The following is a 25,826-nucleotide window of genomic DNA, read 5'->3' on the forward strand; positions in this document are numbered from 1 at the left end:
GATGAGAAATGCCATTCTCGTATTTGCCGGAATGCTGGGGGCAGTTTTCTCCTTCCAGCAAGCCTCGGCGGCGGCCAGCAAGGGCGTGATCGAAATTGGCTGCATCACCCCACTTTCAGGTGCTGCCGCACCAATCGGTGATCGTCTGAGCGCTGGCGCTAAATTTGCAATCAGTCAGCGCCCCACGGTCAACGGCTGGGAAGTTCAACTTAATCTGCAAGACACGGTCGGCGACCCGGCCAATGCCTTGCAGAAAGCGCAGGCACTAGCCGGTAATGACAACGTTCGTGCGATCACCTGCCTTGGTTACAGCCAGGAAGCCGCGGCGATCAGCGGGGCCCTGAAAACAGGCCGTCTCGAGATTCCCTACATCGACGGAAACAACGTTGGAGACAACATCACCGGGGATTTCTGCAACGATTGGACCTTCCGCGTGGCTCCGAATATCTCGACCATGATCAATGCCATGAAGCTCTATCTTGAGCGCAATCCTTCTGTTGGCCAGAATGGCTGGTACATTATCGGCTCCGATTCCGCCTACGGTCACGGCATGGAGAAAACCTTCGCCAAGGTTGGCGCTAAGGTAGTAGGTAGCAACCTAGCCGCGCTCGACACCCAGGACTGGTTGCCGGTTATCAACAAGGCATTGAGCTCCGGGGCGGATGCAATCTGGCTTCCCGTGAATTTTGGAACGTCGCTTTCGCAGTTCTTGAATCAAGCCAGCCAGCTTGGCCTGCTCAAGCAGACCAAGGTCTTCCTTCCGGTAGGCCTCCCCTTTCTTGATGCTATCCAAACATTGGGAGACGACGGCATCGGCTTGATCAGCACCTCGTATCAGACCGACTTCGTTCTGCCGGAGGCGCACGATATTGCCAAGGCGTACTACGAGGCCAACGGAGAGCCGCCGTCACAGCAGACGCTGCAGCAGATCGCTGTCACCAACATTATCCTCGATGCGATTGAAGCGACCCAAGAACCAACTCGCGAAGCCATTCGCGAAGCATTAGCGACTAAGGAATTCAAGAACTTCAACGGCACCGTAAAATTCCGACAGCCCGACCAGCAAGCCATTAACACCCTCTTGGAAGGTTCGATCCATAAATTAAGCGAACCGCAGTTTGGGGTTAACTACTCTTGGGTCGCGGAGCGAAGCTACTCCAGCGCCGAAGTGATGCCCTCCGCAGAGGAGATGGGCTGCAAGAAGTAGTCAATCGAACAGGAGTGCAAGACCAAATGAAAAACCCCGGTAGGCCGAGAGGTCTACCGGGGTTTTTGCATCAGCACTCTAGAGCCGGTGGCGCAACGCTACTTAGCGCTTTTTTCGACCTCAATTGAGGTCTTGCTCGGATAAACATCGATCAGCGCATGTCCGGCTTTCAAATTCTCCACCGTAACTGCTTCCGAGTCGCGAAAGGCGCGGGCAACCGATAGTACTTCTTCGATGCGCTCGGCGGGGCAAACCATGACACCATCCGCATCCGCAGCGACAAGGTCACCTGGTGCAACCTCGACACCATCGATTTCGAGGGTAACAGCGACCGAGGTATCCGCATCGTTGGGTATCATGCCGGTCGGAGTAGCGCCTCGCGTCCAGAAAGGCAGTCCGATTTCACGCAACTGGAGGACATCCCTGGCGTCGCCGTCAACCACCACGCCAGCGAGGCCGCGCCGGTTGAGCCTCAGCGCGACCATCTCACCAAAGACGGCGGCACCAACATCCTCGTCGGCTTGGATCACGAAGATCGCGCCACCGGGTGCGGTATCAATGGCATCGAACCAGCGAGCCCGTTCCTCTCCAGTCTTTTCCTGTGCGAAGCGGACACGGACCGTATAGGCGAGCCCGACCGCCGGTTTTCCCGACTGCGGCTGAAAGCCTGAAAGCTGCTGCCCGCGCACAAAAGAAACGCCACCCACCCGCTGCATTGCGTCTGCTATCAGCGAGGCGTTCAACCGATCGATATCTTCTAAGCTCATAGTCATTCTCCTCTCAGGCCTTCGTAGTGCGGCGCGGTATGAGACCGATGTAGTCAAGTTCGAGTAACACGTCGCCCGGTTGCCCAGCGGCAGGTGCTGGCGGAAAGTCTCCGCAAGGCTGATTCTTGGTCGCGGTACTCCGCAGCCGTAAGGCACCGATGTCGGTGCTACCGGGGATTGCTAATTTTTCAACCACCTCCGTCCAGGCATAGATCGTAGCACCCGGAAAGGTGTGCTGGAGGTGCCGTGCTCGATCAATCGATGCCATCCGGAAGACGTTGCCAAGACCATTGTAGGACAGCGCTCGCGTCAAACCGACAATGTGTCCGACAAAGGCAATGCGCCGCTCCAAAGGCGTAGAGGACATGAAGTGCGCGTCGTAATGCGGCGGTGCAACATTCTGGTATAGCCGGGCCGCCGTCATGGCTTCGCTTTCTTCGATCGTACAGCCAACGACGTGGTCGATACGCTCTCCGACCTCATAGTCCTCCCAGAGGTGTTGAGAGCCCGAAACCCGGGTGTCGTAGTTTCGCATCGACAATCCGTCGAGACCTTGTATTTGCTCTGCGGATACCGGCGGCGGCAATGAGTCCGCCGACAACACCGCCGTCACTGTTGCAGGCATTCGCCGACGCACAGTAACCCAGCGATAGTAGGAAACAACCATAGCACCATGTTGGTTGCGCCCAGTCGTGTGGACGCGCACAAGTCCGACGTCTTTCGTCGGCCCTGGTTCCAGCGAAATGATCTCGGTTTCCGACTGTATAGTATCACCCGAATAGACAGGTTCACCAAACACGCAGCCCCCGTAGCCGAGGGTAGCGATGGCGCGCATCGAGATATCGGCGACCGTTTGGCCGAACGCGATCTTGAACACCAGAACGTCATCCAGCGGACAATCGCGATAGCCCAGCGCGCGCGCGAAAGGCTCCGCACATTGCGTCGGAAAGCGAATCCCGGACAGCACCCGATAGAGTGTAGCCATGCCTTCGGTCGCAGTTAGCGCACCGGCATGGTAAATGACCTGATTAGCCTGGAAATCCTCGAAGTAGCGACCTGAGAAACTTTTTTGCTCGGTCATGAATCCTCCTAAGCCTTGGGAAGCTTGGCCTTGGTTTTCGAGGGATAGGCCTCGACTATCGACTTGCCGCTGGCCACGCCTTCATGGGTTTTGCTTTCGGAGGTCAAAAACTCCTGTGCCAAGGTAGTTGCTTCCTGGGCGTAGGCAGCGGGACAAACGAACACTCCGTCCATATCGACCGAAATGAGATCGCCGGGACGGACCATCACGCCATCCAGATTGATCGGCACGCCGATCTCCACTTCAACTTCGCTCGGCACCATGCCCGCCATACTGATCTCACGCGCCCAGACCGGAAAATCAAACTGCCCGATGGCCAGCACGTCGCGAATACAACCGTCAACCACGGCTGCCTTGACGCCTAGCTTCTTCAAACGATGGGCAACGACATCTCCGACAACGCCGCCACCTAGATTTCCAACGACCTCGATAGCAAGAATAGTGCCGCCGGGCGCATTGTCGTATGCGGCCATGACGCGCTCCCGCTCGCCGCCATCCAGTTCGATGGCGCGGCTGAGACGCAGTGTATGTGCCGGCGCGACAAAAGCTTTCTGGGGCGCGATGGCGCGTAGGTTTCGACAGCACAAAGCTTCACTCACCGAGTGGCCCTTCAGTCGCTCGATCGCATCATGAAGCAAGGATGTGTTAAGACCCTGGGCATTGATTTCCGCCATTGTACGCCTTTCGCTACTCAATATGAAACCATTCATGTTTAAACTGGTAACCTTAGAGATAATGCTAAAATAAACAAGAAAATCCAACGATTATATAATATGGAACGTTTCAATTTTTCGCTGCGATCCCTATTATCACGCTGGCAGCTAGGTTTATCGAAATTGGAAAGGTGAGAAAATGGGAAGAGCAGCCGTTATTCGTCGTACAGGAGGCCCCGAGGTCATCGAAATCGAGGAGGTTACTGTGGGTCACCCGGGACCGCGCGAGGCGAAAGTCCGCCACGAAGCCATCGCCGTCAATTTCCACGACATCTACGTGCGCTCCGGCCTCTATCCCGTGCAAGATCTTCTGCCGCTCGTTCTCGGAACAGAAGCGGCGGGCGTTGTCTTGGAGGTTGGAGCGGATGTGGACTACCTGCAGCCCGGAGACCGCGTCGCTTATGCCTGCCGACCCTACGGCGCCTTCTCTGACGAACGCCTGATCGAAGCGGATAATCTGGTCAAGCTGCCCGACGTTATCGATGCTCGGACCGCTGCGTGCGTTATGTTGAAGGGCATGACAGCCGAATACCTCCTGCACAGGACACATAAGGTGCACGCTGGCGACACTATCCTCGTGCATGCTGCCGCTGGCGGGGTCGGACAGATCCTCTGTCAGTGGGCTCGACACCTCGGCGTCACGGTTATCGGGACTGCCGGCGGCCCCGAAAAGACCGCGATTGCCCGCGCAGTGGGGTGCGCCCACGTGATCGACTACAAGGCGGAAGATTTTGTCGCTCGGGTAAAGGAGATCACACAAGGTGCAGGCGTGCCGGTGGTGTATGATTCCGTCGGCCGAGATACTTTTTTTGGCTCCATGGAATGCCTCGCGACGCGAGGCCATCTGGTTAACTTCGGCCAGTCTTCTGGACCGATTGAGGGCTTTGCCGTGGCGCAGCTCAGCGAAAAGTCGCTCACTCTCTCACGGCCTGTGCTGTTCCACTATATCTCGACCCGGGCCGAGTTAGAGGAAGTCGCCGGTAATCTCTTTAGTGTAATTGGGAGCGGTGTGGTGACGGCCCGGGTGGGCCATAGCTATCCGCTTGAAGAAGCCGGTCGTGCGCAAGCCGCCCTTGAGCAGCGCAAAACCGTGGGGGCTTCTATCCTCCTGCCCTGATCCTACCCGCCAACGCAAAACCGCGCTGAAGGGCAAGAGGCGAGGAGGCCGTGCCACTCAGGGATGGCCGCAGCCGTTTTCCAGCAAGAAGCCATCCGTATTGCAATCTGGCTCTATGCAAGGTTCAAGTGCTGTCATGTGTGGACAGCTCCTTCCGGCGTTGACACGTTAACTCGGCGAGACGAGGGCGATCGCTTCTCGCAATCGGTTCCTATGCAGCTTCGCTGGCGCTAGCCCACACCGCAAATGCTTCTCGGCGGGCATTGTCTCGGAGCCATTGAGGTGGAAGCGGGCGAAAACCCATCGAGGCTCGCGGCGAAAAATAGTCGAGCCGCATCAGGAAGCCGGATATAGGTCAGCAGTTGTGGCCCTTGATCCTGATCCAGCCATCCCGTTGCAATCGGGCGGGGTGCATATACGTCCACACATGACAGAACCATCCAGTAGACCCGTCCATAACCCGATCAATTACCGTCTAATCAGATTAAACCGTCTTATTTCCGGTTTACGCCAAGCCGGCCGCGTGACATACTCGAAAACTGACGAAGGCTGTCCATTGAAGGGCCAAACCATGTCCGACCGCTGGGTCTCCGTGGAGGAGATCGCCGAATATTTGGGTGTCAGTAAGGACACGGTCTACGGATGGATCGCCAAGAAGGAGATGCCTGCCCACAAGGTCGGAAGGCTTTGGAAGTTCAAGATGGACGAAGTCGATGATTGGGTGAGGCACGGAAAAGCATCGGACGATCAAAAGGAAAGCGAAGCGGCCGAGCCCAGTTCACAGAAGGGGAAGCATGCGGGGGGAGAGAAAGCGGATGGCTGATGTCGCGTGCGTCGACCTTTTTTGCGGGGCCGGAGGCCTCACGCATGGCCTGATCTTGGAGGGCATCAGGGTCGTCGCGGGTATTGACGTCGATGAAGCGTGCCGTCACCCCTTCGAAGCCAACAACGCAGCGCGCTTCATCAACGAAGACGTTGGCCTCCTCGCTCCCAAGCGTCTCAACGAAATGTTCGGTGATGCCGAAATCCGGGTGCTCGCCGGTTGCGCCCCTTGTCAGCCGTTCTCGACCTATGCCCAGCGTTATGACGTCGTCGGAAGCCCCCGTTGGGGCTTGCTCTATCAGTTCGGCCGCCTGATCAAATCGACGCGTCCTGATCTGGTCACGATGGAGAATGTTCCGTCGGTGGCCAAGCACGCGGTATTCGACGACTTCATCGAGACGCTGCAGAAAATGGGATACCACATCCACCACGGTGTAGTTGATTGTTCCCTGTACGGGCTGCCGCAAAATCGGCGACGAATGGTCCTGCTCGCCTCCCGCCTCGGCCCCATCGAACTGGTCGCCCCGACGCATGGTCGCCCGACGACCGTTCGCGCGGCGATTGGCAAGCTCGCACCGATCGCTCAGGGTGGGGCCCATCCGAAAGATCCGCTGCATGCCGCGTCCAAGCTCTCCGACCTGAACCTTAAAAGAATTCGTGCCTCCCGACCGGGCGGTACGTGGCGTGACTGGCCAAAGCATCTCGTTGCGGACTGCCATCGGCGTGAGACGGGCCATACGTATCCGGGTGTTTATGGACGGATGGTCTGGGACGAACCCGCGCCGACCTTGACGACCCAGTATTACGGCTTCGGAAATGGTCGGTTCGGTCATCCCGAACAGGATCGCGCCATTTCCCTGCGAGAAGGGGCAATTCTTCAAGGCTTCCCCAAGTCCTATTCTTTCATCCCGGATGGAGCCCCCGTTCATTTCAAGGCGTTGGGCCGAATGATCGGGAACGCGGTGCCGGTGACGCTCGGCGAGGTGATCGGCCAGAGCATCGCAGCCCATCTCGGAATTGAAGCCGAGAAGACGAAAAGAAAGAAGAAGGGAGCCGTCGCGGATGACGCGCGTAAGTCCCTCGTCGCATGACGCCAGTCGTCGGATGGCCCGCGTGCGACAGAAGGGCACGCAAGCGGAAATCTACCTCCGCAGGGTTCTGCATGCCAAGGGCTTGCGCTACCGCCTCCACGTTCCGCTGCTGACGAAGCCAAGACGCGTCGCCGATATCGTTTTCCCCAGCGCGAGGCTGGCAGTGTTCGTCGACGGATGCTTCTGGCACGCGTGTCCCCAGCACGCTTCCTGGCCGAAGAGCAATGCCGATTTCTGGCGGGAAAAGATCGAAACCAATCGATCCAGGGATGCCGATACCGATCAGCGGCTGAACGCCCTTGGTTGGAAGTCGGTCCGGATCTGGGAACACGAAGACGCCACCGAAGCCGCGATCCGCATCGCCGAACTCGTCGACGCGCGCAAGAAGAATGGGGCCCACCTATGTCGATGACTGCGGATGAAATGGTGGCCAATGTCGCTCACGCAACTGCCCCAGAGCCGGGCCAGTTGGTCGAGGTTCGCCGCCGCCAATGGATCGTCTCCGAAGTCGAAGGCGGTTCGGTTGCACCCGGACTCCCCAAGCGGCATCTCGTCCGGCTGGCCTCGATCGACGAGGACGCGCTGGGCGAAGAGATCGAAGTTCTCTGGGACCTTGAGCCCGGGGCCCATGTAATCGAGCGAGCCGGACTGCCGCGCATGACCGGACTAGACGACCCCTCGACACTTCAAGCCTTCCTCGATGCGGTGGTTTGGGGCGCTGCGACGAACGCGGATCGCGGCTATCTTCAGGCACCATTCCGCAGCGGCGTGAGCATCGAGGACTACCAGTTGGATCCGCTCGTGCGCGCGATCGACATGGCGCGCACCAATCTGCTGATCGCCGACGACGTCGGCCTCGGAAAAACCATCGAGGCCGGACTCGTCATTCAAGAGATGCTGCTGCGGCATCGTGCCCGCACCGTTCTCGTGCTTTGCCCCGCCTCTTTGCAGGAGAAGTGGCGCGTCGAGATGCAGGAGAAGTTCGGGCTCGAGTTCCGGATCGTCGATACGGAATACGTCAAGCGTCTGCGCCGTGAGCGAGGCCTGCACGCCAATCCGTGGACGTCTTTTCCCCGTCTCATCACGTCGATGGACTGGGCCAAGCAGGGTGAAGGCTTGCGCCTTCTGCGGGACGCACTGCCCCCGCACGTGAGCCATCCCAGGAAGTTCGACCTGCTGATAATCGACGAGGCTCACAACGTTGCCCCGACCGTCGGCCGCTATGCTGTCGAAAGCCTGAGGACACGGCTGGTTCGTCTGGCCGCGCCACACTTCCAGCACAAGCTGTTTCTCACCGCCACGCCGCATGACGGTTACACCGAATCCTTCACCGCGCTCCTTGAACTTCTCGATGATCAGCGGTTTGCGAGAAACGTCCTCCCAAGCGACCCCCAGCTCGCCCGGGTCATGGTCCGTCGGCTGAAGAGCGATCTGGTCGATGCGAACGGCAAGCACATTTACCCCGAGCGGCGACTCGAGGCGCTGCCGGTGGAGTATAGCGAAGACGAGAGGGGCGCCCGGCGGCAGCTGGAGGCATACATCAAGAGCCGCGAAGGCGGTGCTGATGGAGGGCGGACCGTCGATCACTTCGTACACCAATTGCTGCGTAAGCGCCTGTCATCGTCTCCTGCGGCGTTCGCAGCCACGCTGGAGCGGCATGTTGCGACGATCGAAGGCCGGTCGTCGAGCGAGCGCGGCCAGAAGAAATTCGATGATCGTATCCTCCGGCGAGCGATAGCGAAAACCGAGGAAGACTACGCAGACGATGCCCAGCGGGACGCCGCCGAGGCTGAAGCGATCGAGGAGGCCGGCAAACACGTTCGTCCACCAACCGACGAAGAACGCCGGATGCTCGACCGGTTGCGGTCATGGGCTCAGCAGGCGGCTCGTCGAACGGGTGCCAAGGCCAGCGCCGTGCTGGATTGGCTGACCCGACACCTCAAGGACGGTGACAGGTGGACGAACGAACGGGTGATCCTGTTCACTGAATACCGTGCCACTCAGCAATGGGTGCACGAGATCCTCGCGGCCCGAGGTTTCGGGGCCGAGCGACTTGCTCTGATCTATGGCGGCATGGATCCGAAGGAGCGTGAGGCCGTGAAAGCCGGGTTCCAGGCAAACCCCTCGGACTCCCCTGTGAGAATACTGCTGGCGACCGACGCTGCTTCGGAGGGCATCGACCTCCAGAACCACTGCCATCTGATGATCCACCTCGAAATTCCGTACAACCCGAATGTAATGGAGCAGCGGAACGGCCGCATCGACCGCCATGGGCAACGCGCCAGCGAGGTCGTCATCTGGCATCCGGTGGATGCAGAGGGTGGCCACGGAGACGATATCCTGCGTGCGCTCCGCAAACTGGATGCGATGCGCGCCGACATGGGTAGCGTGAACCCGGTCATCGCGCCTCAACTGCCCGACCTTCTCGAGGGTCGCCGGCGCGATCTCGACACGCGGCAAGCCGAATCCCGGATAGAGAAATCCCGCCGCTTCGTGAAGGTCGAGCGCGATCTTCGCGAGCGCGTTGCCAAACTTCACGACCGGCTGAACGAGACTCGGCTTGAGCAGAGCTTGGTGCCCGATCATATCGAGCAAGCCGTACGCACCGCGTTGCGTCTCGCGGACAAACCGGATCTGGAGCCCGTTTCGCTGGCTGGCGCGCCGGATGGCACGGTCTTCCGAATGCCGCCGCTCTCGGGTTCCTGGTCCCGATGCCTGGAGGGGCTCGAACACCCCTATACCCAGAAGGTCCGCCCTATCACCTTCGACCACGAAGTCGCCAAGGGCCGTGACGACGTTGTCCTCGTCCACCTGAACCACCGGCTGGTCCAAATGAGCCTCCGACTCCTGCGCGCGGAGATCTGGGCGCGCGACGACATGAAGAAGCTTCATCGCGTAACCGTCCGCTCGCTTCCGGATGGGCGGATCGACGGGTCGGCCGTGGTGGTGATGTCGCGGCTCGTCGTGACGGGCGGGAACCATCACCGGCTGCACGAGGAACTCACGGAGGCTGGCGGCTACCTGCGTGATGCCGGTTTCCGGCGGGAGGAACGGGTCACGGAAGTCCGACGATGGCTGGAGGATTCACAACCCGCGGCCCTGTCGGATGCGACGTTCGACGCGTTGAGGACGCGCTTCGACAAGCAGCGTGATTCCGTTCTCGCAGCCGTCGAGGCACGCTCGAAGGACCGGCTGCGTTTCCTCGTGAACACGATAGAGACCCGGAAACGCAAGGAGGCCGAGGACATCCGCCAAGTGCTGGACGATCTCGAACGAGCGTTGAAGACCGAGATCGCCGCAGAACAGCAACCCTTGCAGCTCTCTCTGTTCTCCGAAGACGAGCGCACTCAGCTCAAGCGTGACCGAGCGGCCCTCGAAGCACGCTTGGCCCGGATCCCCAAGGAGCGCGAGCAGGAGCTACGCGCGATCGAGGAACGGCACTCCAATGCCGTCGAGCACACCTTCCCCGTGGCCGTGGTGCTGCTGGTTCCGAACTCCCTCGCGAAGGAGAAGCGCGGATGAGCAACGATCACGAGTGGCTGAACCTCATCGAAATCTCCGGGCCCTTTCTGGCGGTACCCGTGCTGCGAGATGTATTCCCGCAAGGCCTCGAAGCTCTGCCTTCCGGGCGGCCTCAGCGGCTGCGTCGGACTTATGAGGAATGGCGCGATGCCGTCGACATGGACGACCTCGAGCTCCCCGCGTTGCACGCGGCGTGGATCGACGACGTGCTGGTCACCGCGCTGGAAATGGATGAGGCGTTGCTGCACAAGAGCGCGACGCTGCCTGAGCAGCTCACTGTCTCAATGCCCGAACACGGGGTCACGGTCGCGCCCGATCTGGCCGTCGTGAATCCGACGAACTCCGACGAACCGCTTCTACTCATCCATGTCTACGAGCCCGACACCGATCTGGACGCGACGCGCCGTTTCGATGGCCTCGCGATCACCCCGGCCGACCGGATGGTCGCGCTGCTCCGGGCGACGGGATGTCCCACTGGCATCGTGACCAATGGCGAGCGCTGGATGCTCGTCCACGCGCCCGTCGGTGCCGTGGCAGGCTTCGCGAGTTGGTATGCGCGCCTCTGGGGTCAGGAACCGGAAACGCTGCGCGCCTTCGTCAGCCTTCTGGGTGTCCGTCGCTTCTTCGGACCCGACGAGGGCAAGCTGCCGGCGCTCTATGAGCGGTCCCTGAAGTACCAGGACGACGTGACCGAAGCGCTCGGCGAGCAGGTCCGGCGCGCCGTCGAAGTGCTCGTGCAGGCTCTCGACCGCGCCGACCAGGACCGCAATCGCGAGCTCTTGCGCGACGTCGATCCGCGAGAGCTCTACGAGGCCGGCCTGACGGTCATGATGCGGCTCGTCTTCCTGCTATCGGCCGAGGAACGCGCCCTGTTGCTGCTCGGCGATCCCCGTTACGACTCCTTCTACGCCATCTCCAGCCTGCGAATGCAGCTGCGTGCGGATTCCGAAGAGATCCTCGAGCGTCGCCGGTCTGCCTGGTCGCGATTGCTCGCCCTGTTTCGCGGCGTCTATGGCGGCATTGATCATCCGACGCTGCGCCTTCCGGCACTCGGAGGTTCGCTGTTCGACCCCGATCGTTATCCCTTTCTCGAAGGGCGGAAGAAGGGCACGAGCTGGCGGTGCGATCCGGCTGAACCACTGCCGATAGACGACCGCACCGTTCTGCTCCTGCTGGAAGCGATCCAGACCTTCGAAGGTCGCACGCTGTCCTACCGCGCGCTCGACGTTGAGCAGATCGGGCACGTCTATGAGGGTCTCCTTGAGCGCACGGTGAAGCGCGTCGACGGCGTGACGCTGGAACTCGACAGCGGCGCGAAGGCCAAGAGCCCGCGTGTGACGCTCGGCGAGATGGAGTCGGCGCGCCTGGATGGTACGGCAAGGGTCGCCGAGCTGCTGAAGGAACGGAGCGAACGCTCGGAGCCCGCCATCCGCAACGCCCTTGAGCGGGCCGCCGACGATCGTCTCGCCGCGCGCCTGCTCACCGTCTGCCGGGGCGACATCGGTCTGCGCGACCGTATTCTGCCCTACGCGTCCCTTCTGCGGACCGACCCTTGGGGCTATCCGCTCGTGCACCACAAGGGTGCCTTCGTCGTCGTGCTCGGCGCCGATCGGCGCGAGAGCGGCACGCACTACACGCCGAAGAGCCTGACCGAGAAGATCGTCGAGGAGACCCTCTCCCCGGTCGCCTACCGCGGCCCAGCCGAAGGCAAGTCGCCCGAGGAATGGGACCTTAAGGGTGCCGAGGAACTGCTGGATCTGAAAATCTGCGATCCTGCCATGGGGTCCGGAGCCTTCCTGGTGCAGGCGTGCCGTTGGCTCTCCGATCGTCTAGTCGAGGCCTGGGCGGCGGCAGAGGCCAGCGACAAACGGATCGACAGTGAAGGACGCATTATCGATGAGGGCGACGCCGAAGGTTTCGATCCCTTGTCGCCGGACGCCGAGGAGCGCGCGGTCCTCGCGCGGCGTCTCATCGTGGAACGCTGCCTCTATGGTGTGGATCGAAACCCGCTCGCCGTCGAGCTCGCCAAGCTGTCGCTCTGGTTGACCACGATGTCCAAGGGGCGCCCCTTCGGCTTCCTCGACCACAACCTGCGTAGCGGTGACAGCCTTCTCGGCATTCACGATCTCGGTCAGCTGGTCGAGCTCGACATGAACCCGAAGGGGAAGGCACAGCTACGCTTGTTCGGTCGGACCATTCGGTCTGCGGTCGACAGGGCCCTCGAACTCCGCGCTCGTCTGCGGGAGATCCCCATTCGCGACATACAGGATGTCGAAGCGATGGCAGCGCTCGATGCTCGGTCGCGAGGCGAATTAGCACTGCCGGCACTCGTCGCCGATGCGTTCGTCGGCATCATCCTCGCAGAGGAGCGTGCGGGAGAGCGAGCAGCTAGAATCGAGGCTCTGGCTGCATTCGCCGACGCCGCCGCAAGCGGCGACATCTCGGCGAGGGATAGGCTTTTGCGTGATGCATCGAATGATCTGGCCAAAGATGCCCCCGACGGTGTCGCACGAACCCCGTTCGATTGGCCGCTGGAGTTCCCCGAAGTGTTCCTTCGTGAGAACGGTGGGTTCGATGCCTTCGTCGGAAACCCGCCGTTTCTAGGCGGCCAAAGGATCACCGGAGCAATGGGCACCACCTTCCGCAACTGGCTGGTGGGGCAAGTTGCGGAAGGGCGACGTGGATCAGCCGATCTCGTGGCTTACTTCTTCCTGCGTGCATTCACCTTGCTGCGAAACGGGGGGGGCTTCGGCCTGCTCGCGGTCAATACGATCTCGGAGGGGGACACAAGGCTGGTCGGATTGGAGGCAATGATCCGGGACGGCGCCGTCATTCGTGCCGCGTATCCGAACGAGCCGTGGCCTGGAACGGCGGCCGTAGCGACCAGCCGCGTTCATGTGCAGAAGGGAAACTGGAATGGGCAGCGGACCCTTCTTGGTCGGCCGGCACCCCATATCTCCGCGTTTCTTTCCGATCATGAAGAGTGGAGTCCTAAGCAGTTGAAGAGCAACGAGAACATAGCCTTTCAAGGTTCTATCGTTCTTGGGATGGGGTTCGTCATCGCGCCAGATGAAGCGAGCGACCTGATTGCGTTAGATCCTCGCAATGCTGATGTCTTGTTTCCCTACATGAATGGCCAAGATCTGAACTCAGAGCCGAACCAAGAACCCACCCGCTGGGCCATTAACTTCTGGGATTGGCCTGAAGAACGGGCGCAGACGTACGACGGGCCATGGAAGATAGTGGAAGAGCGGGTGAAGCCAGAGAGACAAAGACGGAAGTCAAACGGCGAATACGCACTGAGGAACCCGCTGCCGCAGCGCTGGTGGCAGTATGGCGAAAAGCGCCCTGGCCTTTACCACAAGATCGGCAGAGGTCACGCGTTTGAGCGCCATCCAGAATGGTGGGATCCAGATCAGGTCCCGCTTGATCAGGTGATTGCAATACCTGAAACCACAAAGTACTGCTCGTTTTCTTTCGTTTCAAACTCGATCGTTCTGTCGCATATGCTAAAGATAATAGCCAGCGATTCTCCGGCTATGTTTTGTATTCTTAACTCCGCAATACATGAATGCTGGGCAAGAAAACAATCTTCTACGTTGGAGACGCGACTAAAATACATTACAACATCCGCATTCGAAACTTTTGTTTTTCCCTCCGAGCAAAGAATTTCATTTGACGATTTGCGCAAAAAGCTCGTCCAGAATAGAGAATTATTGATGCATCAGGAGGGAATTGGCCTCACGCGTCTGTACAATAGATTTCATAATCCAACGGAATGTTCTCCGAATATTCAAGCGCTTCGCGATGCACATCGCGAAATAGATGAGGCTACGGCCGAGGCTTATGATTGGGACGACCTTGTACTCGGGCACGGCTTCTATGAGGTGCCTTACCTACCTGAGAATGATCGGGTCCGGTTCACGATCTCAGAGCCTGCGCGCCTAGAGGTTCTGCGTCGCTTGGCGGAGCTGAACCGGCAGCGTTACCAGGAAGAAGTCGATCAGGGCCTGCACGGCGGAACGTCTGGCACAGGCAAGGCGCGTGGACGCAGACCTCGCGCTGCTTCTTCGTCCGAACCGACACTCGACCTCGACGACATCTCCCCAACAAATAACGACCCATTGCTGAGATCATGCCAATGACGAAGCCAACCACAGACCACGCAGAGGCCAGTCCAACGAAGCGGTTCTTCGTGTCGATGCTGACGCGAGACATTAACCTTGCCGACGCGATCCTTGACCTCCTCGACAACTGCCTTGATGGCGCGCTCCGGCTCGCAGACGGCAACGAGGTAGATTACTCGCAGCATTTCGTGAAGATTGAACTCGCAGCGGGTCGTTTTTCGATCGAAGACAACTGCGGCGGCATCCCGCGCGACGTTGCTAAGAATTACGCATTTAAAATGGGCCGCGAGCCCGGTGACGACCGCGATTCCGACGCAGAGACCATTGGTATGTATGGCGTGGGAATGAAGCGCGCGATCTTCAAGATGGGTCGCGAGGCGCTCGTGCGGACCCGGTATGGCGACGACACGTTCGAAGTGCCGATAACCTCGACTTGGCTAGAAGGCAAAGGATGGGATCCACTGCCAATCAATGAGCCGGCGGAGGCCGCCGAGAAGCTCCCCGAGCCCGGTACGGTCATCACCGTCCGCGATCTGTACGACGGAGTCTCCAGGCATTTTGCCAACGAGGCGTTTGAGAACGAAGTCCGCACGGCTATCTCTGAGCACTTCACAGTGTTCCTCCAATGGGGACTCAAGGTCGACCTCAACGGCAAACCCGTGGAGCCGGTACTCGTCGAAGTGCTCGTGTCAGAACGCGACGATGGACCAGCACCGTTCATTTTTCAAAAGACGATCGACGACGTCCTCGTCTCGATCACGGTTGGATTGAACACCGGTCGGAGTCTGGGCGACGAAGAGGATGAAGACTCAGGCTTTGAGCGCGACCGATCGTCGGTGACCGCCGGCTGGACGGTCCTCTGCAACGACCGCGCGGTAATCGTAGGCGACAAGAGCCGTCTCACCGGCTGGGGCGATGGCATTCCCCTGTACCATCCGCAGTTCGCCATCATCACCGGCATCATTGAGTTCCGCTCCAAGCATGCTGACAAGCTCCCGGTCACGACGACGAAGCGGGCACTCGACACATCGTCGAACGTTTGGCTCGAGTCCTTGGTGAAGATGAAGGAGGGTATGCGGGTTTGGATCTCGTATACGAACCAGTGGAAGAACCACCCGCGTGCCGATCAGTCGAACCACTGGGAGGATGCACGTTCGCTTCCTTTGAGGGGAGCGATCGCGGCAGTCACTTCGCGTGATGCTACCAGGAAGACTGACGACTACGTCGAATTTAACCCGCAGAAGGCAAAAGTCCTGCCTGAGCCGCCGGGCAAAACGCCATCCTCCCGAAGGATTGTGTTCTCGCGGCCAGTCGAGGAAATACGGCTCGTCTCCAGAATGCTATTCGACGTAGATGATGAGAAGCCGGGAATCGTGGGCGAGAAGTGCTTCGAGCTGACGCTCACCAAGGCCAAGAAGCGGGACGGCTGAGAGATGAGCGCCGGATCTTCGCTTCCCTACCGGCTGAGGCCCAACAAGGCCGTTGACCGGGAACTGTTCCTGTCACTCCTGATGCGGCTGGCTCCCGCGTTGTCGCTGGAGAACTACCAATATGTCGGTCTCGGCGGCCCGTTTCTCGAAGACTTTAGATTGGTGCATGCCCGGCTCGGCCTCAAAGCGATGACCTGCGTCGAGGCCGAAGAGCAGGTTCACAAGCGCCAACAATTCAATTGCCCAATCGCTTCAATAGAATGCGTCCACAAGACGCTCGAAGATTACCTTGATGGGCACGAATTCGAGGTGCCGGCGATCATTTGGTTCGACTACACGGAGCCGAAAGGCATCACCAAGCAGATCGAGCGCTTCGCACGGACGGTAGGCACAGTTCCGCTCGGAAGCGTGCTTAGGATGACGCTTAACGCAAATCCGTCCTCACTTGGCAAACCCGACCCCAGTGAGCTTTCGGTGGAGATCGACGGTGAGGAATCCAGTGATCGTGCAGTGAAGCCGACGATTCAAGAATGGCGGCTCGCGCGTTTCAAGGAGCGCCTCGGTACGCTATTCCCGAGCGGACTGACGACCGAAGGGATGAGCTTTAAAACCTACGGCCCGAGCCTTCTCCGTGCGCTGAAGCTCGCGGTCGAGAAAGAAATGCTCAGCTTCCGTGATCGCCGTGTCGTATGGGTGCTGGGCACGCACTATGCCGACGGGCAGGCCATGGTGACTGCGGCGCTCGTGGTGTGTGCTGCCAATGACACCTCCATCGAAGAGCTCGTGAAAGAGTGGGAGTTCTACTCGACACCGGAATTGCCGCATCGTCTCGACCTGCCCGCCCTTTCAACTCTGGAGCGGTTGACGATGGAGTCGCACGAGGATCCACGCGGGAAATTGCTTTTCGACCTGCCCAAGTCCGATATGGGCGAGGACCCGTTCTCGGTCTTTAAGAAGTTCTACCGCATCTACCCGCACTTTTCTCGTGTCGAACTTTGACCGCGGCGGACGGAAGATGACTATGGCCGATCTGACCACGACCACCGAACCATCCGTCAGTGCTTGGATCCTCAAGAAGACGTCCAACTCGCCCCGCTATTCCGTCCGTATCGACGTGGGGTCGACCACTCACGGCGCAATCGAGGAGAGCCATTGGGCCGTCGTTCTGGACGATGGCGGCGAAGTCTCGGAGGTGGGCAGGATCCTTCGTATCCGTTCGGACCTCGACGACACCACGATCCATTTCGACCATTGGCGCGCCGTCGAACCGTCCGTGCCGCTCGCCGTCCTCGGCTTGACCGCGCGGACCGTCCCCGCCGCGCGACTGCCATGGGACGAGTTCCTCCGCATTCTGCCGCTGCTCGGCGTTCCTGACCCCGCAGCAGTGCCCCTGATCAATGATGTCGTCTACACCCGAGACCTCCTGGAACTTTCCGTGCGGGACGATCTGCTCGGCCCCGCCGGAGGCCCCCATGAGCTGATCAAGGACATGAGCGTCCGCGACCGCTATCTGGTCGGCAAGCTGGCGCCGCACCGGCCGGATGACGACCAGGCAGCACGGGTCGAATCGGCCTCGGCAGCCGAGGAGGCTGGCGACCTCGAGGACGAACGGACGGCGCCTCTCCATGAACCCGGTGCCGAGTTCGCCAGTGCATCGGGTCGCGTGGAGCCGGAGGATGACGCGCTCGACGAGATCGACACGACGAACAACCAGTCGCTGGTTCCCTCCAGCATGGGCCTGACCTTCTGCGTAGCGCCCGATGTCGGGAAGCTGGCCGTCGATGCACGATGGGGACGGTACGAGCGCGTACCGAACGATGAACACGATATCGTCAAGACGCGAAAGAATCGCCAGACCGGTCACCAGGAGGAGGTAAAGGTCAGGGTCTGGCAGCGCATCCCGTGTGGTGGCGTCGTCACGGTTCCGCTCGTCGATGGGCCGATCAAGCCGTCCACTCCCGACCCCGATCAACCGGATGTCCGCCTGCAGGGGACGGTTCGGACGAACAACAAGGGGGAGCGCCTGGTCACTTTGTTCCTCGTCAACGGGCAGTTGGAACCCGAAGACAACAAGGACCGCGCCTGGCTGTTCCAGCCGGAGATCACCGTCGAGGCCTCCGAAGATCACGGGGACAAGTCGGTCTTTCGACGTCGCCCCTCCAACGAAGTGGTCGTCGACGACCCGGAACGCGACCGTCTCGCGCTCATCTATCGCAACAGGCTGGAGTTCGCGGTCGGACACGGGGTGTCCGTTCACGCCGATACGACGCTCGAGGAACCGACCAAGGCCCATCGCGTCAGAACAGAGATCATCCCGCGCTACGAAGTCGCCGTAACCGAAACGCCGGGCCTCGATCCCAGGGACCGTCCTGCCATGCGGCGCATGGTCGACGAGGGCTGGCTCGACATGACGCGTCTGGCCGAGATGGCGCCGGATGCGTTGCGCGACGCACTTTCGTGCCTCGTCGACGATTACGCCGTTTGGATCGGCGAGCAGAAAACCCGGCTTGGGTCGGAGATCACTGGCTTCGATGATCCGGGCAAGGACGTAATTCAGCGCTGCGAGGAGATCCTGCGCCGCCTCCGAGAGGGTATGGATACTCTCTTCGCCGATCGGAAAGCGCTGGAGGCATTCCGCTTCGCCAACCGGTCCATGGCCATGCAGCGTGTCCGAAGCATCTACGCTCTGAAGCGCCGACGGAACGAAGCCGTCGACGTGACCACTTTGGACGTGCAGAAGAACAGATCTTGGCGCCCGTTCCAGCTGGCGTTCCTGCTGCTGTCTATCCCGTCGCTCGCCGACCCGACACACCCGGACCGGACGAAGCCGGTCGAGGCGTTCGCTGATCTGCTCTGGTTCCCGACGGGTGGTGGCAAGACCGAGGCCTATCTTGGTGTGGCAGCCTTCGCCATGGCCATGCGCCGACTGAAGAATGATCTCGGCGGCCTCGACGCATCACGTGGTCTCGCCGTCATCATGCGGTACACGCTGCGACTGCTGACTCTGCAGCAGTTCCAGAGGGCGACGACGCTGCTCTGCGCGATGGAGGTCATCCGTCGTGCAGACGACAAGACCTGGGGCAAGGAACCTTTCACGCTCGGTCTTTGGGTCGGCAATCGCGTGACACCGGGCACGACCGAAGCGTCTCACCAGGCTGTCGAGGCCATTCGAAACAACGATCGCAACAAGGCGGGCATTGCATCGCCTGCACAGTTGACCAGTTGCCCTTGGTGCGGTTCGGAGATCTCCGGTGGTCGCGACATCGAGGTCGACAGGGTCGCCGGCCGAACGCTGATCCACTGCGGCGACAAGCTGGGCGGCTGCGATTTCTCGAAGGCGAAATCCACTGGGCAGCCTCACCCGGGGCTTCCCGTGAAAGTCGTCGACGAGGAAATCTATCACCGCCCGCCGACGATGATGATCGCGACAGTGGACAAGTTCGCGATGATGGCGTGGCGTCCCGAGGTTCGGAACCTTTTCGGCCGCATCGAGCAGGAATGCGGACGCCATGGATTGCTCTGGCCGAGTCATGACTGCGGGACGGGGCACCGAGCGAGGGGGGTATATCCGGCCGCTAGTGTGAAGCCGGTCCGCGCAATTCGACCACCAGACTTGATCATCCAGGACGAGTTCCACCTCATCAGCGGCCCGTTGGGCACCATGGTGGGTCTTTATGAAACGGCGGTCGACGAGCTGAGCAGCTGGGTTCTGGGCGACGAGAAGGTTCGCCCCAAGGTCGTGGCTTCCACCGCGACCGTGCGGCGGGCCGACGATCAGGTGCGCAATGTTTTCATGCGCCGCATTTCCGTTTTCCCGCCTTCCGGCCTGGACGTCGAAGACAATTTCTTCTCGGTCCAGAGACCCATCCGCGAGAAACTCGGCCGACGGTACATGGGAATCTGCGCTCCCGGCAGCTCTCGCCCTGCAGTGCTGATCAGAACCTATACGGCGTTCCTCACCGCCGCGCAGGCGTTGTTCGATCGGTTCGGCCCGGTGGCCGACCCCTATATGACTCTCGTCGGCTACTTCAACTCGCTGCGAGAACTCGGAGGGATGAAGCGTCTGGCCGAAGACGACGTCCAAACGCGTTCCTTCCGTGTCGATATGAGCCTGGTGGACCGACCGGGGCTCGCGCAGCGGCGGGTCGAGGAAATCAGCGAACTGACATCGCGGGTCTCCAGTCAGGACATCCCGAGATACCTCGATCAGCTCGAGGTGCCATTCGAGGGAGCGTTCGATCCGGCACTAGGCAAATGGGTGACCAACAGGAAGCCAGGGGAAGCCCGGCCGATCGATGCCGTTCTCGCGACGAACATGCTGTCGGTCGGTGTCGACGTGAACCGTCTCGGAGTGATGGTCGTAAACGGCCAACCTAAGGGAACGGCCGAGTACATCCAGGCGACCAGCCGTGTGGGCCGAACGCCGCCAGGACTGGTGGCCACTGTGCTGACTTGGGCGCGACCTCGGGACTTGTCGCATTACGAGACCTTCGAGCATTACCACGCCACCTTCTATCAGCACGTCGAAGCTCAATCCGTCACCCCGTTCTCGCCACGGGCGTTGGACAGAGGGCTCACCGGCGCGATGCTCTCCATCATGCGTCACTCCTACGATCCATTCGCGGCAAATGACGGCGCTGGCGCCATGAACAGTCCGAGCCGCAAAGAGATGTTGGACACGATAGGCGCCGTCGCCGCTCGCACCTGGGAAGTCACGGAAGACTCGGGAAAGAAGACTCTAACCGAAGCCGAGATGAAGAGCCGCGCTGACGATTGGGCCAATGAAGCGGGCGTAGGCGGCCGCACGCTCGTCTACCAGAAGCACGGCGCAGGACCCACCGCATATCCGTTGCTTTCGGTGCCGGGCATCAAGCCTTGGACCGACTGGACGGTCCCGATGTCCATGCGCGAAGTCGAGCCTGGTGTCAGACTCGTGATGGAGGACGACCGTTCGACGAGTGATCCGACTTGGAGACCGCGGGTGACGCAGCCCCAGGAGGATCAGCAATGAGCAGGACACCCGTAGGAGAAATTCGACCGAGCCAGTTGCTTTGGACCTACGGCCCGGGAGCCTTGATCGACCTCCCGAATATGTCGGTGGTCACGATGGGGATCGACCGCTGGGAAAAAGACAGGTGTCAGCCGATACAAGAGGCACGGTTGCTTGCCAACGTCCGGGGCGTGCTCGGACCCCAAGTCGAATCATTGCATATGCCGCCCGTGGGCGAGAGGGAAATCGCAGACCCATTTTCGGCCGCCGCGCTGATCGGCGTGCCCGTCAAGCCCTTCCCGCGGTGGCTGCGCTGCGTCAAATGCGGCCTGCTATCACCCTATGACGCCGGCTTGTTCAAGCTGAAGGAAAACAGGTATCGCCCCGAGCTGACGCGTTTCGTCCATGAGGGCTGTCGCGGATCGAATAACGATCAGAGGGCCAGGGATGCCGATGCGGTTCCGGCGCGCTTTCTCATGGCGTGTCGGGCTGGCCACCTGGACGACTTTGCATGGCACTGGTTCGTTCACGGCGGATCTAGCACCTGTCGTGCGACGCTGAGGTTCTTCGAGAGCGGCGCATCACTTCAAACCGAGAACCTTTGGGTCAAATGCGATGGCTGCGGCGCATCGAAGAACATGGCGCAGGCTTTTGGTCAGGCAGGTCGAGACAACCTTCCAGCCTGCCGAGGGCGGCATCCGCACGTGGATCGGTTCGAGGACGAATGCACCGAGGAACCTCGCGCAATTCTACTCGGCGCAACGAATAGCTGGTTCCCGGTCACACTCTCGGTTCTCGCGATCCCACAGGTGGGAAGCCCTCTGGCGCAACTGGTCGCGGATGGCTGGACGTTCTTTGAAGACGTCACATCGGCGGCCGAAGTGGCGTTCGTCGTCAAAACCCTGAAGAAGACGGCGCAGCTGCCTGGCGTCGAGCAGTTCACTGACGAGCAGATTTGGTCCGCAATCGAAACCCATCGCAATGGCCGACCGGGCGTCGAACAGAGCGACCTCAAAGGGCCGGAATGGGATGTGCTCACGGCCGAGAACCCACCCACCGACTATCCGCATTTCATGAGCAAGAAGGTGGGCGTGCCCTCGGGCTTCGGTGCGGCGATCACACGCGTTCTGCTGCTCGAGCGGCTTCGTGAGGTGAACGCCCTCCTTGGATTCACACGAGTCGAGTCTCCTGACGAAGGAACGGGAGATGAGGCAGCCCCACGAGCCCCGCTCGCACGGGCAGCACCAAACTGGGTGCCGGCCACTCAAGTTCACGGTGAAGGAATTTTCGTTCGCTTCGATGCAGATGCATTGGGGGCTTGGGCGGATAAGGATCCGGTGAAGGCTCTCGACTCTCGGCTACGGCAAGGCCATCGCGGATGGCGGCAAAAGAGGAACCTGGACCCAAACCAAGGTTACCCGGGCGTTCGTTATGTCATGCTACACACGCTCGCGCACATGCTGATACGGGAACTGGCTTTGGAGTGCGGCTACAACGCCGCGAGTATTCGTGAGCGTATATATGCAGACGTCGAGGACGGCCGGGATCAAGCCGGATTTCTCATCTACACGGCTGCAGCAGATTCTGATGGCACTCTGGGGGGTCTCGTAGAGCTGGGAAAGCCTGAAAATCTCGGGCGACTTCTGCGCCAAGCGCTGGATCGCGCCCATATTTGCGCCTCCGATCCACTCTGTTCGGAACACAATCCGAGCAAGGACCAGTCACTTCACGGCGCAGCATGTCACGCCTGTTCATTCGTCTCGGAAACGTCCTGTGAGAGGGGAAATCGTCATCTCGATCGTTCCTTCGTGGTACCCACCCTTGAAAATCCCGACGCGGCATTCTTCGAGACCGTCTGATGGAAGCGATATTGGTCGCTGCCACAGACCTCGTGGCCATGTTATCACCGTCGAGGATCGAAGCGCTCGCAGATCGTGTCCGCGGCTTGATGCCGATCGAAAGAGACGGAAGCCTGCATCAGCTCGTGAGCACGCCGGCTGCTCGCGCAGCACTTGATCGCTTGATCACCGCCTGGAAGCAGACGGAAATATCAGGCGATGTGCTGGCCGGGATCTTGGTCGGCGCCGCCTTCGCCCGCCAACAGGTGCAGCGCGAGAACAGTGTCGAGCTCGTTTGGACGGGCCCGACGACACCATTCGTCGCCACCCGCCGCACGGAGCAGGTGCTCTTGGATCTCATCGGTCACGCGCAAAGTGACCTCTTTCTCGTTAGTTTCGTTGCATACGACGTCTCCTCGGTGGTCGATGCATTGAATGCTGCAAGCAGTCGCGGCATCGACATCCGGATTCTGTTGGAGACCTCCACGAGCCATGGCGGGAGCCTGTCCGTCGATCCTATTGCTACGATGCGGCGCTGTGTTCCCTCGGCAGCGCTGTATGTCTGGGCCGACCGGCCGGCACCGTTCGCCGAAGGACGGGTTCACGCGAAAGCGGCTGTTGCCGACGGTAATTCAGCCTTCTTGACCAGTGCTAACCTGACTGGGCACGCGCTGGAGAAGAATATGGAGGCCGGCGTCGTGATCAGCGGTGGACACGTCCCCGCAGGACTACGTGCCCATCTTCATGCTCTAATCGAGACGAAGGTCATTCGGAAAATCTAGAATGACACTCGGCAACTGCGCGCCTGATCCCGCATAACGCTGTAGTCGGCGAGCATTTCGGTGATAGCCGACCCCTCCGGCAGCAGGTCGGGCTCGTCGGTTGCGCGCGCCTGGAAGTCGCGGCTATACTCGACAACCGGTGGGCAGACGGTCGCCACGCGGGGGTCAGAAGCGACCGTCGCGCAGCCGGTCAGCGAGATCGTCGCGATCCCGAGGGCGGCGAGCGGCATTGTCATATGTGGACGGCATGGAAGCACGATTACAACCACTATCGGCCACACTCCGCCCATGGTGGAGAAACGCCGGTCGAGTTCGCCGAAAAAGCCGATAGCGGGCATGCCCCATACCGCCTTGAACAAACCGCCCGCAACGGGCAACATTCTGAAACCGGACTCTCCCTATGACTGAAGGGAAGTCGGGTCTCAGGTCAATGCCATCCAGAAGCGTGGGTTGGGTCGGCAAGTTCCTGGCCATGGAGGGCCGCGTCAGAGTATGACCACCCACGTCTTTTCCCTAGGGCCTGAACGGATACCCGGGTGTGCAGACCCGGATGACAAGCAAAGGATGGGAAAAGATGACTGAAGTAAGAGTCGATGGGTACTTGGTACAAAAGAAGCTAGAGGATGCGTTGAAGGCAATTGTTGGAAACAGCGCCTGGGAGGGCCGGGAGTTGCTTGTTCCTGGTACGAGGCGTCGGTGGGATATGGCCTATGAACTCGGGAGCAAGGTTACAGTTGTCGAATTCGACGGAGATGCCCACTACCGAGACCCTTTGAAGATGAAAGTTGACAATGAAAAGGATGTCACAGCTAGAAGCTTGGGATACAAAGTGGTGCGCATGCCTTATTGGGTCCAGCTCACAAACCAGACATTGCAGCACTATTTCGGCCTAAGCGCAGAGATTTATCAGGATTTTCCACACGGCTTCATTGCGACGAAACTGTTTCCAGCGTCCTACTGCGAAATGGGGATTGAGCGGTTCGAAAGGGAACTGAGCAGCCTGCCCAATAGCGTTAAAGATGCTGTCATGAGTTCTCTAGTAGACAGATGTGCAGAGCACGGGGCCGATTATGTGCTGCCAAGAAAGCTGAGATGTATAGCGCCTCAATAGGCCATAAATGCGCGACTTGATCTGCTTCCCGGCAACGCCCTCGATCTGAGTTAGAGTTTTCTGCGTCTTGAGCCTTGACTGGGAGATGAGCGGAGAACGATGAAAGCATCGAACCCATGGCCCTCAGCTTGGGAAACTCGCAGCCGCCTGAGACAAACTCTTGACGACGACGCTGCTTCCGCTTGCACAGCCTATCAATACCCCAAGATCCTACTGGACTTCCGCGGCATAGCGAGCGTTGCTGTGGGCATGCCCGGCGGCTGCGCTGGGCTTCTCCCGGTAGCAGGGCTGGCATGGGGCCGGCTTTGTCACCCGGGAGACCGAGATGATCAAGGCTAAACCTAAATCCCCCGCAACCGCCACCGTGCCCAAGACGCGCGACCAGGCAACCCCAAAGGCGCGCCTCAAACCACCACGTCAGACAAAAGCGGCCCTGCTGCGCGAGCTGCTCGCGCGCCCGGTGGGAGCCAGTCTTGATGATCTTTGCAGGACCACTGGCTGGCAGCGTCATACGCTGCGGGCGGCGCTCAGCGGCCTGCGCAAGGCGGGGCACGCCGTCGAGCGCCTTGAGGAGGAGGGTGGGTGCTCGCGCTACCGCATTGCGGGTGCGGGCGCTGGGGAGGGGGAGCAATGACCAGCCTGGCCGAGATCGAGACGCTGGAGCGGGCCGATCTGAGGGCACTCTGGCTGGCGCTCTTCGGGGAGCCACCGCCCAAGAGCCTCAGCCGTGCGGGGCTGCAACGCGTGCTGGCCTTTGAGGTGCAGGCGCGTGCAGAGGGCGGCTTGCCCAATGGCTTTACGGCCAAGCTCGAGCGGGCTGTGGGTGTTGATGCGCCGGCCCGCAGCCCGGCGCTGCAGCCAGGCGGACGGCTCCTGCGGGAGTGGAACGGGGTGTCACATGTTGTCGAGGTGACCGCGCAGGGCTTTTCCTGGCGCGGCCGGAGCTGGCGCTCGCTTTCGGCCATCGCGCGCGAGATCACCGGCACCCACTGGTCGGGCCCGCGCTTCTTTGGGCTGGACAGGAGGGCAGGGGCATGAGCCGCAAGATCCGCTGCGCCATCTATACCCGCAAATCATCGGACGATGGGCTCGATCAGGACTTCAACTCGCTCGACGCCCAGCACCAGGCTTGCGCGGCCTACATCGCCAGCCAGCGGGGCGAGGGCTGGCACTTACTACCCGCGCGCTATGACGACGGCGGCCTGTCGGGCGGGACGCTGGAGCGCCC

Annotated in this window: 20 protein-coding genes; 16 read left to right on the forward strand and 4 right to left on the reverse strand. The window is 60.5% G+C overall.

The window, feature by feature from the left end; translation table 11 throughout:
• The first annotated feature begins 1 nt into the window (after window position 1).
• Entirely contained in the window at window positions 2–1,207 is a 1,206-nt protein-coding gene (locus ABIE63_RS16825; RefSeq protein WP_354506363.1) for an ABC transporter substrate-binding protein, read from the forward strand.
• Window positions 1,208–1,305: 98 nt separating this feature from the next.
• Here the strand turns inward: ABIE63_RS16825 and ABIE63_RS16830 are convergent, their stop codons facing one another.
• Genes ABIE63_RS16830 through ABIE63_RS16840 form a run of 3 tightly spaced genes read right to left on the reverse strand, consistent with a single transcriptional unit; the run spans window position 1,306 to window position 3,729 of the window.
• Window positions 1,306–1,974, reverse strand: a complete 669-nt coding sequence (locus ABIE63_RS16830) for a hypothetical protein (RefSeq protein WP_354506366.1) — start codon at window positions 1,972–1,974, stop codon at window positions 1,306–1,308.
• A gap of 13 nt (window positions 1,975–1,987) precedes the next feature.
• On the reverse strand, window positions 1,988–3,055 hold the full coding sequence (locus tag ABIE63_RS16835) for a MaoC family dehydratase (protein WP_354506369.1): 1,068 nt from the start codon (window positions 3,053–3,055) through the stop codon (window positions 1,988–1,990).
• Window positions 3,056–3,063: 8 nt separating this feature from the next.
• Window positions 3,064–3,729, reverse strand: a complete 666-nt coding sequence (locus ABIE63_RS16840; RefSeq protein WP_354506372.1) for a hypothetical protein — start codon at window positions 3,727–3,729, stop codon at window positions 3,064–3,066.
• Between the two features lie 178 nt (window positions 3,730–3,907).
• Here ABIE63_RS16840 and ABIE63_RS16845 point away from each other — a divergent pair, with 178 nt between their 5' ends.
• The 11 genes from ABIE63_RS16845 to drmC all read left to right on the forward strand — a co-directional run bounded on the left by ABIE63_RS16845 (window position 3,908) and on the right by drmC (window position 23,487).
• Complete coding sequence (locus ABIE63_RS16845; RefSeq protein ID WP_354506375.1) at window positions 3,908–4,885, forward strand: quinone oxidoreductase; 978 nt, start codon at window positions 3,908–3,910, stop codon at window positions 4,883–4,885.
• A 571-nt stretch (window positions 4,886–5,456) separates the two neighbouring features.
• Window positions 5,457–5,708 (forward strand): helix-turn-helix domain-containing protein, encoded by a 252-nt coding sequence (locus ABIE63_RS16850; RefSeq protein ID WP_354506378.1) that lies wholly within the window; start codon window positions 5,457–5,459, stop codon window positions 5,706–5,708.
• A complete protein-coding gene (locus ABIE63_RS16855) occupies window positions 5,701–6,798 on the forward strand; it encodes a DNA cytosine methyltransferase (RefSeq protein ID WP_354506380.1) in 1,098 nt (365 codons plus the stop codon). The genes ABIE63_RS16850 and ABIE63_RS16855 overlap by 8 nt, the downstream gene beginning before the upstream one ends.
• Entirely contained in the window at window positions 6,770–7,210 is a 441-nt protein-coding gene (locus tag ABIE63_RS16860) for a very short patch repair endonuclease (protein WP_354506383.1), read from the forward strand. The genes ABIE63_RS16855 and ABIE63_RS16860 overlap by 29 nt, the downstream gene beginning before the upstream one ends.
• Window positions 7,207–10,320 carry a DISARM system SNF2-like helicase DrmD gene (drmD, locus tag ABIE63_RS16865; RefSeq protein ID WP_354506386.1) on the forward strand — a complete coding sequence of 1,038 codons (3,114 nt, stop codon included), beginning with the start codon at window positions 7,207–7,209 and terminating at the stop codon, window positions 10,318–10,320. The genes ABIE63_RS16860 and drmD overlap by 4 nt, the downstream gene beginning before the upstream one ends.
• Entirely contained in the window at window positions 10,317–14,465 is a 4,149-nt protein-coding gene (locus ABIE63_RS16870; protein WP_354506389.1) for a type IIL restriction-modification enzyme MmeI, read from the forward strand. The genes drmD and ABIE63_RS16870 overlap by 4 nt, the downstream gene beginning before the upstream one ends.
• Entirely contained in the window at window positions 14,462–15,877 is a 1,416-nt protein-coding gene (locus ABIE63_RS16875) for an ATP-binding protein (protein WP_354506392.1), read from the forward strand. Before ABIE63_RS16870 ends, ABIE63_RS16875 begins: the two co-directional genes overlap by 4 nt.
• Window positions 15,878–15,880: 3 nt before the next feature.
• Complete coding sequence (locus ABIE63_RS16880) at window positions 15,881–16,876, forward strand: O-methyltransferase (RefSeq protein ID WP_354506395.1); 996 nt, start codon at window positions 15,881–15,883, stop codon at window positions 16,874–16,876.
• 22 nt (window positions 16,877–16,898) lie between these two features.
• Window positions 16,899–20,888: a DISARM system helicase DrmA gene (gene drmA, locus ABIE63_RS16885; protein WP_354506398.1), complete on the forward strand. Its 3,990-nt coding sequence runs from the start codon at window positions 16,899–16,901 to the stop codon at window positions 20,886–20,888.
• A complete protein-coding gene (locus ABIE63_RS16890) occupies window positions 20,885–22,726 on the forward strand; it encodes a DUF1998 domain-containing protein (protein WP_354506400.1) in 1,842 nt (613 codons plus the stop codon). Before drmA ends, ABIE63_RS16890 begins: the two co-directional genes overlap by 4 nt.
• Window positions 22,726–23,487, forward strand: coding sequence for a DISARM system phospholipase D-like protein DrmC (gene drmC, locus ABIE63_RS16895; RefSeq protein ID WP_354506402.1), 762 nt, complete (start codon window positions 22,726–22,728; stop codon window positions 23,485–23,487). Before ABIE63_RS16890 ends, drmC begins: the two co-directional genes overlap by 1 nt.
• Here drmC and ABIE63_RS16900 read toward each other — a convergent pair.
• A complete protein-coding gene (locus ABIE63_RS16900) occupies window positions 23,484–23,867 on the reverse strand; it encodes a hypothetical protein (RefSeq protein ID WP_354506405.1) in 384 nt (127 codons plus the stop codon). The two genes, drmC and ABIE63_RS16900, sit on opposite strands and share 4 nt — an antisense overlap.
• Window positions 23,868–24,061: 194 nt before the next feature.
• Here ABIE63_RS16900 and ABIE63_RS16905 point away from each other — a divergent pair, with 194 nt between their 5' ends.
• The 4 genes from ABIE63_RS16905 to ABIE63_RS16920 all read left to right on the forward strand — a co-directional run.
• Window positions 24,062–24,598 (forward strand): hypothetical protein, encoded by a 537-nt coding sequence (locus ABIE63_RS16905; RefSeq protein ID WP_354506408.1) that lies wholly within the window; start codon window positions 24,062–24,064, stop codon window positions 24,596–24,598.
• A gap of 325 nt (window positions 24,599–24,923) precedes the next feature.
• Window positions 24,924–25,232 (forward strand): DUF3489 domain-containing protein, encoded by a 309-nt coding sequence (locus ABIE63_RS16910; RefSeq protein WP_354506411.1) that lies wholly within the window; start codon window positions 24,924–24,926, stop codon window positions 25,230–25,232.
• A complete protein-coding gene (locus tag ABIE63_RS16915; RefSeq protein WP_354506414.1) occupies window positions 25,229–25,636 on the forward strand; it encodes a DUF2924 domain-containing protein in 408 nt (135 codons plus the stop codon). Before ABIE63_RS16910 ends, ABIE63_RS16915 begins: the two co-directional genes overlap by 4 nt.
• A partial coding sequence (locus ABIE63_RS16920) for a recombinase family protein (protein WP_354506417.1) occupies window positions 25,633–25,826 on the forward strand: 194 nt, incomplete at its 3' end. The genes ABIE63_RS16915 and ABIE63_RS16920, both read left to right, overlap by 4 nt.

Origin of the sequence: Limibacillus sp. MBR-115 (assembly GCF_040549425.1) — a bacterium.
In the GTDB taxonomy this organism is placed as follows: Bacteria; Pseudomonadota; Alphaproteobacteria; order Kiloniellales; family CECT-8803; genus Limibacillus; species Limibacillus halophilus.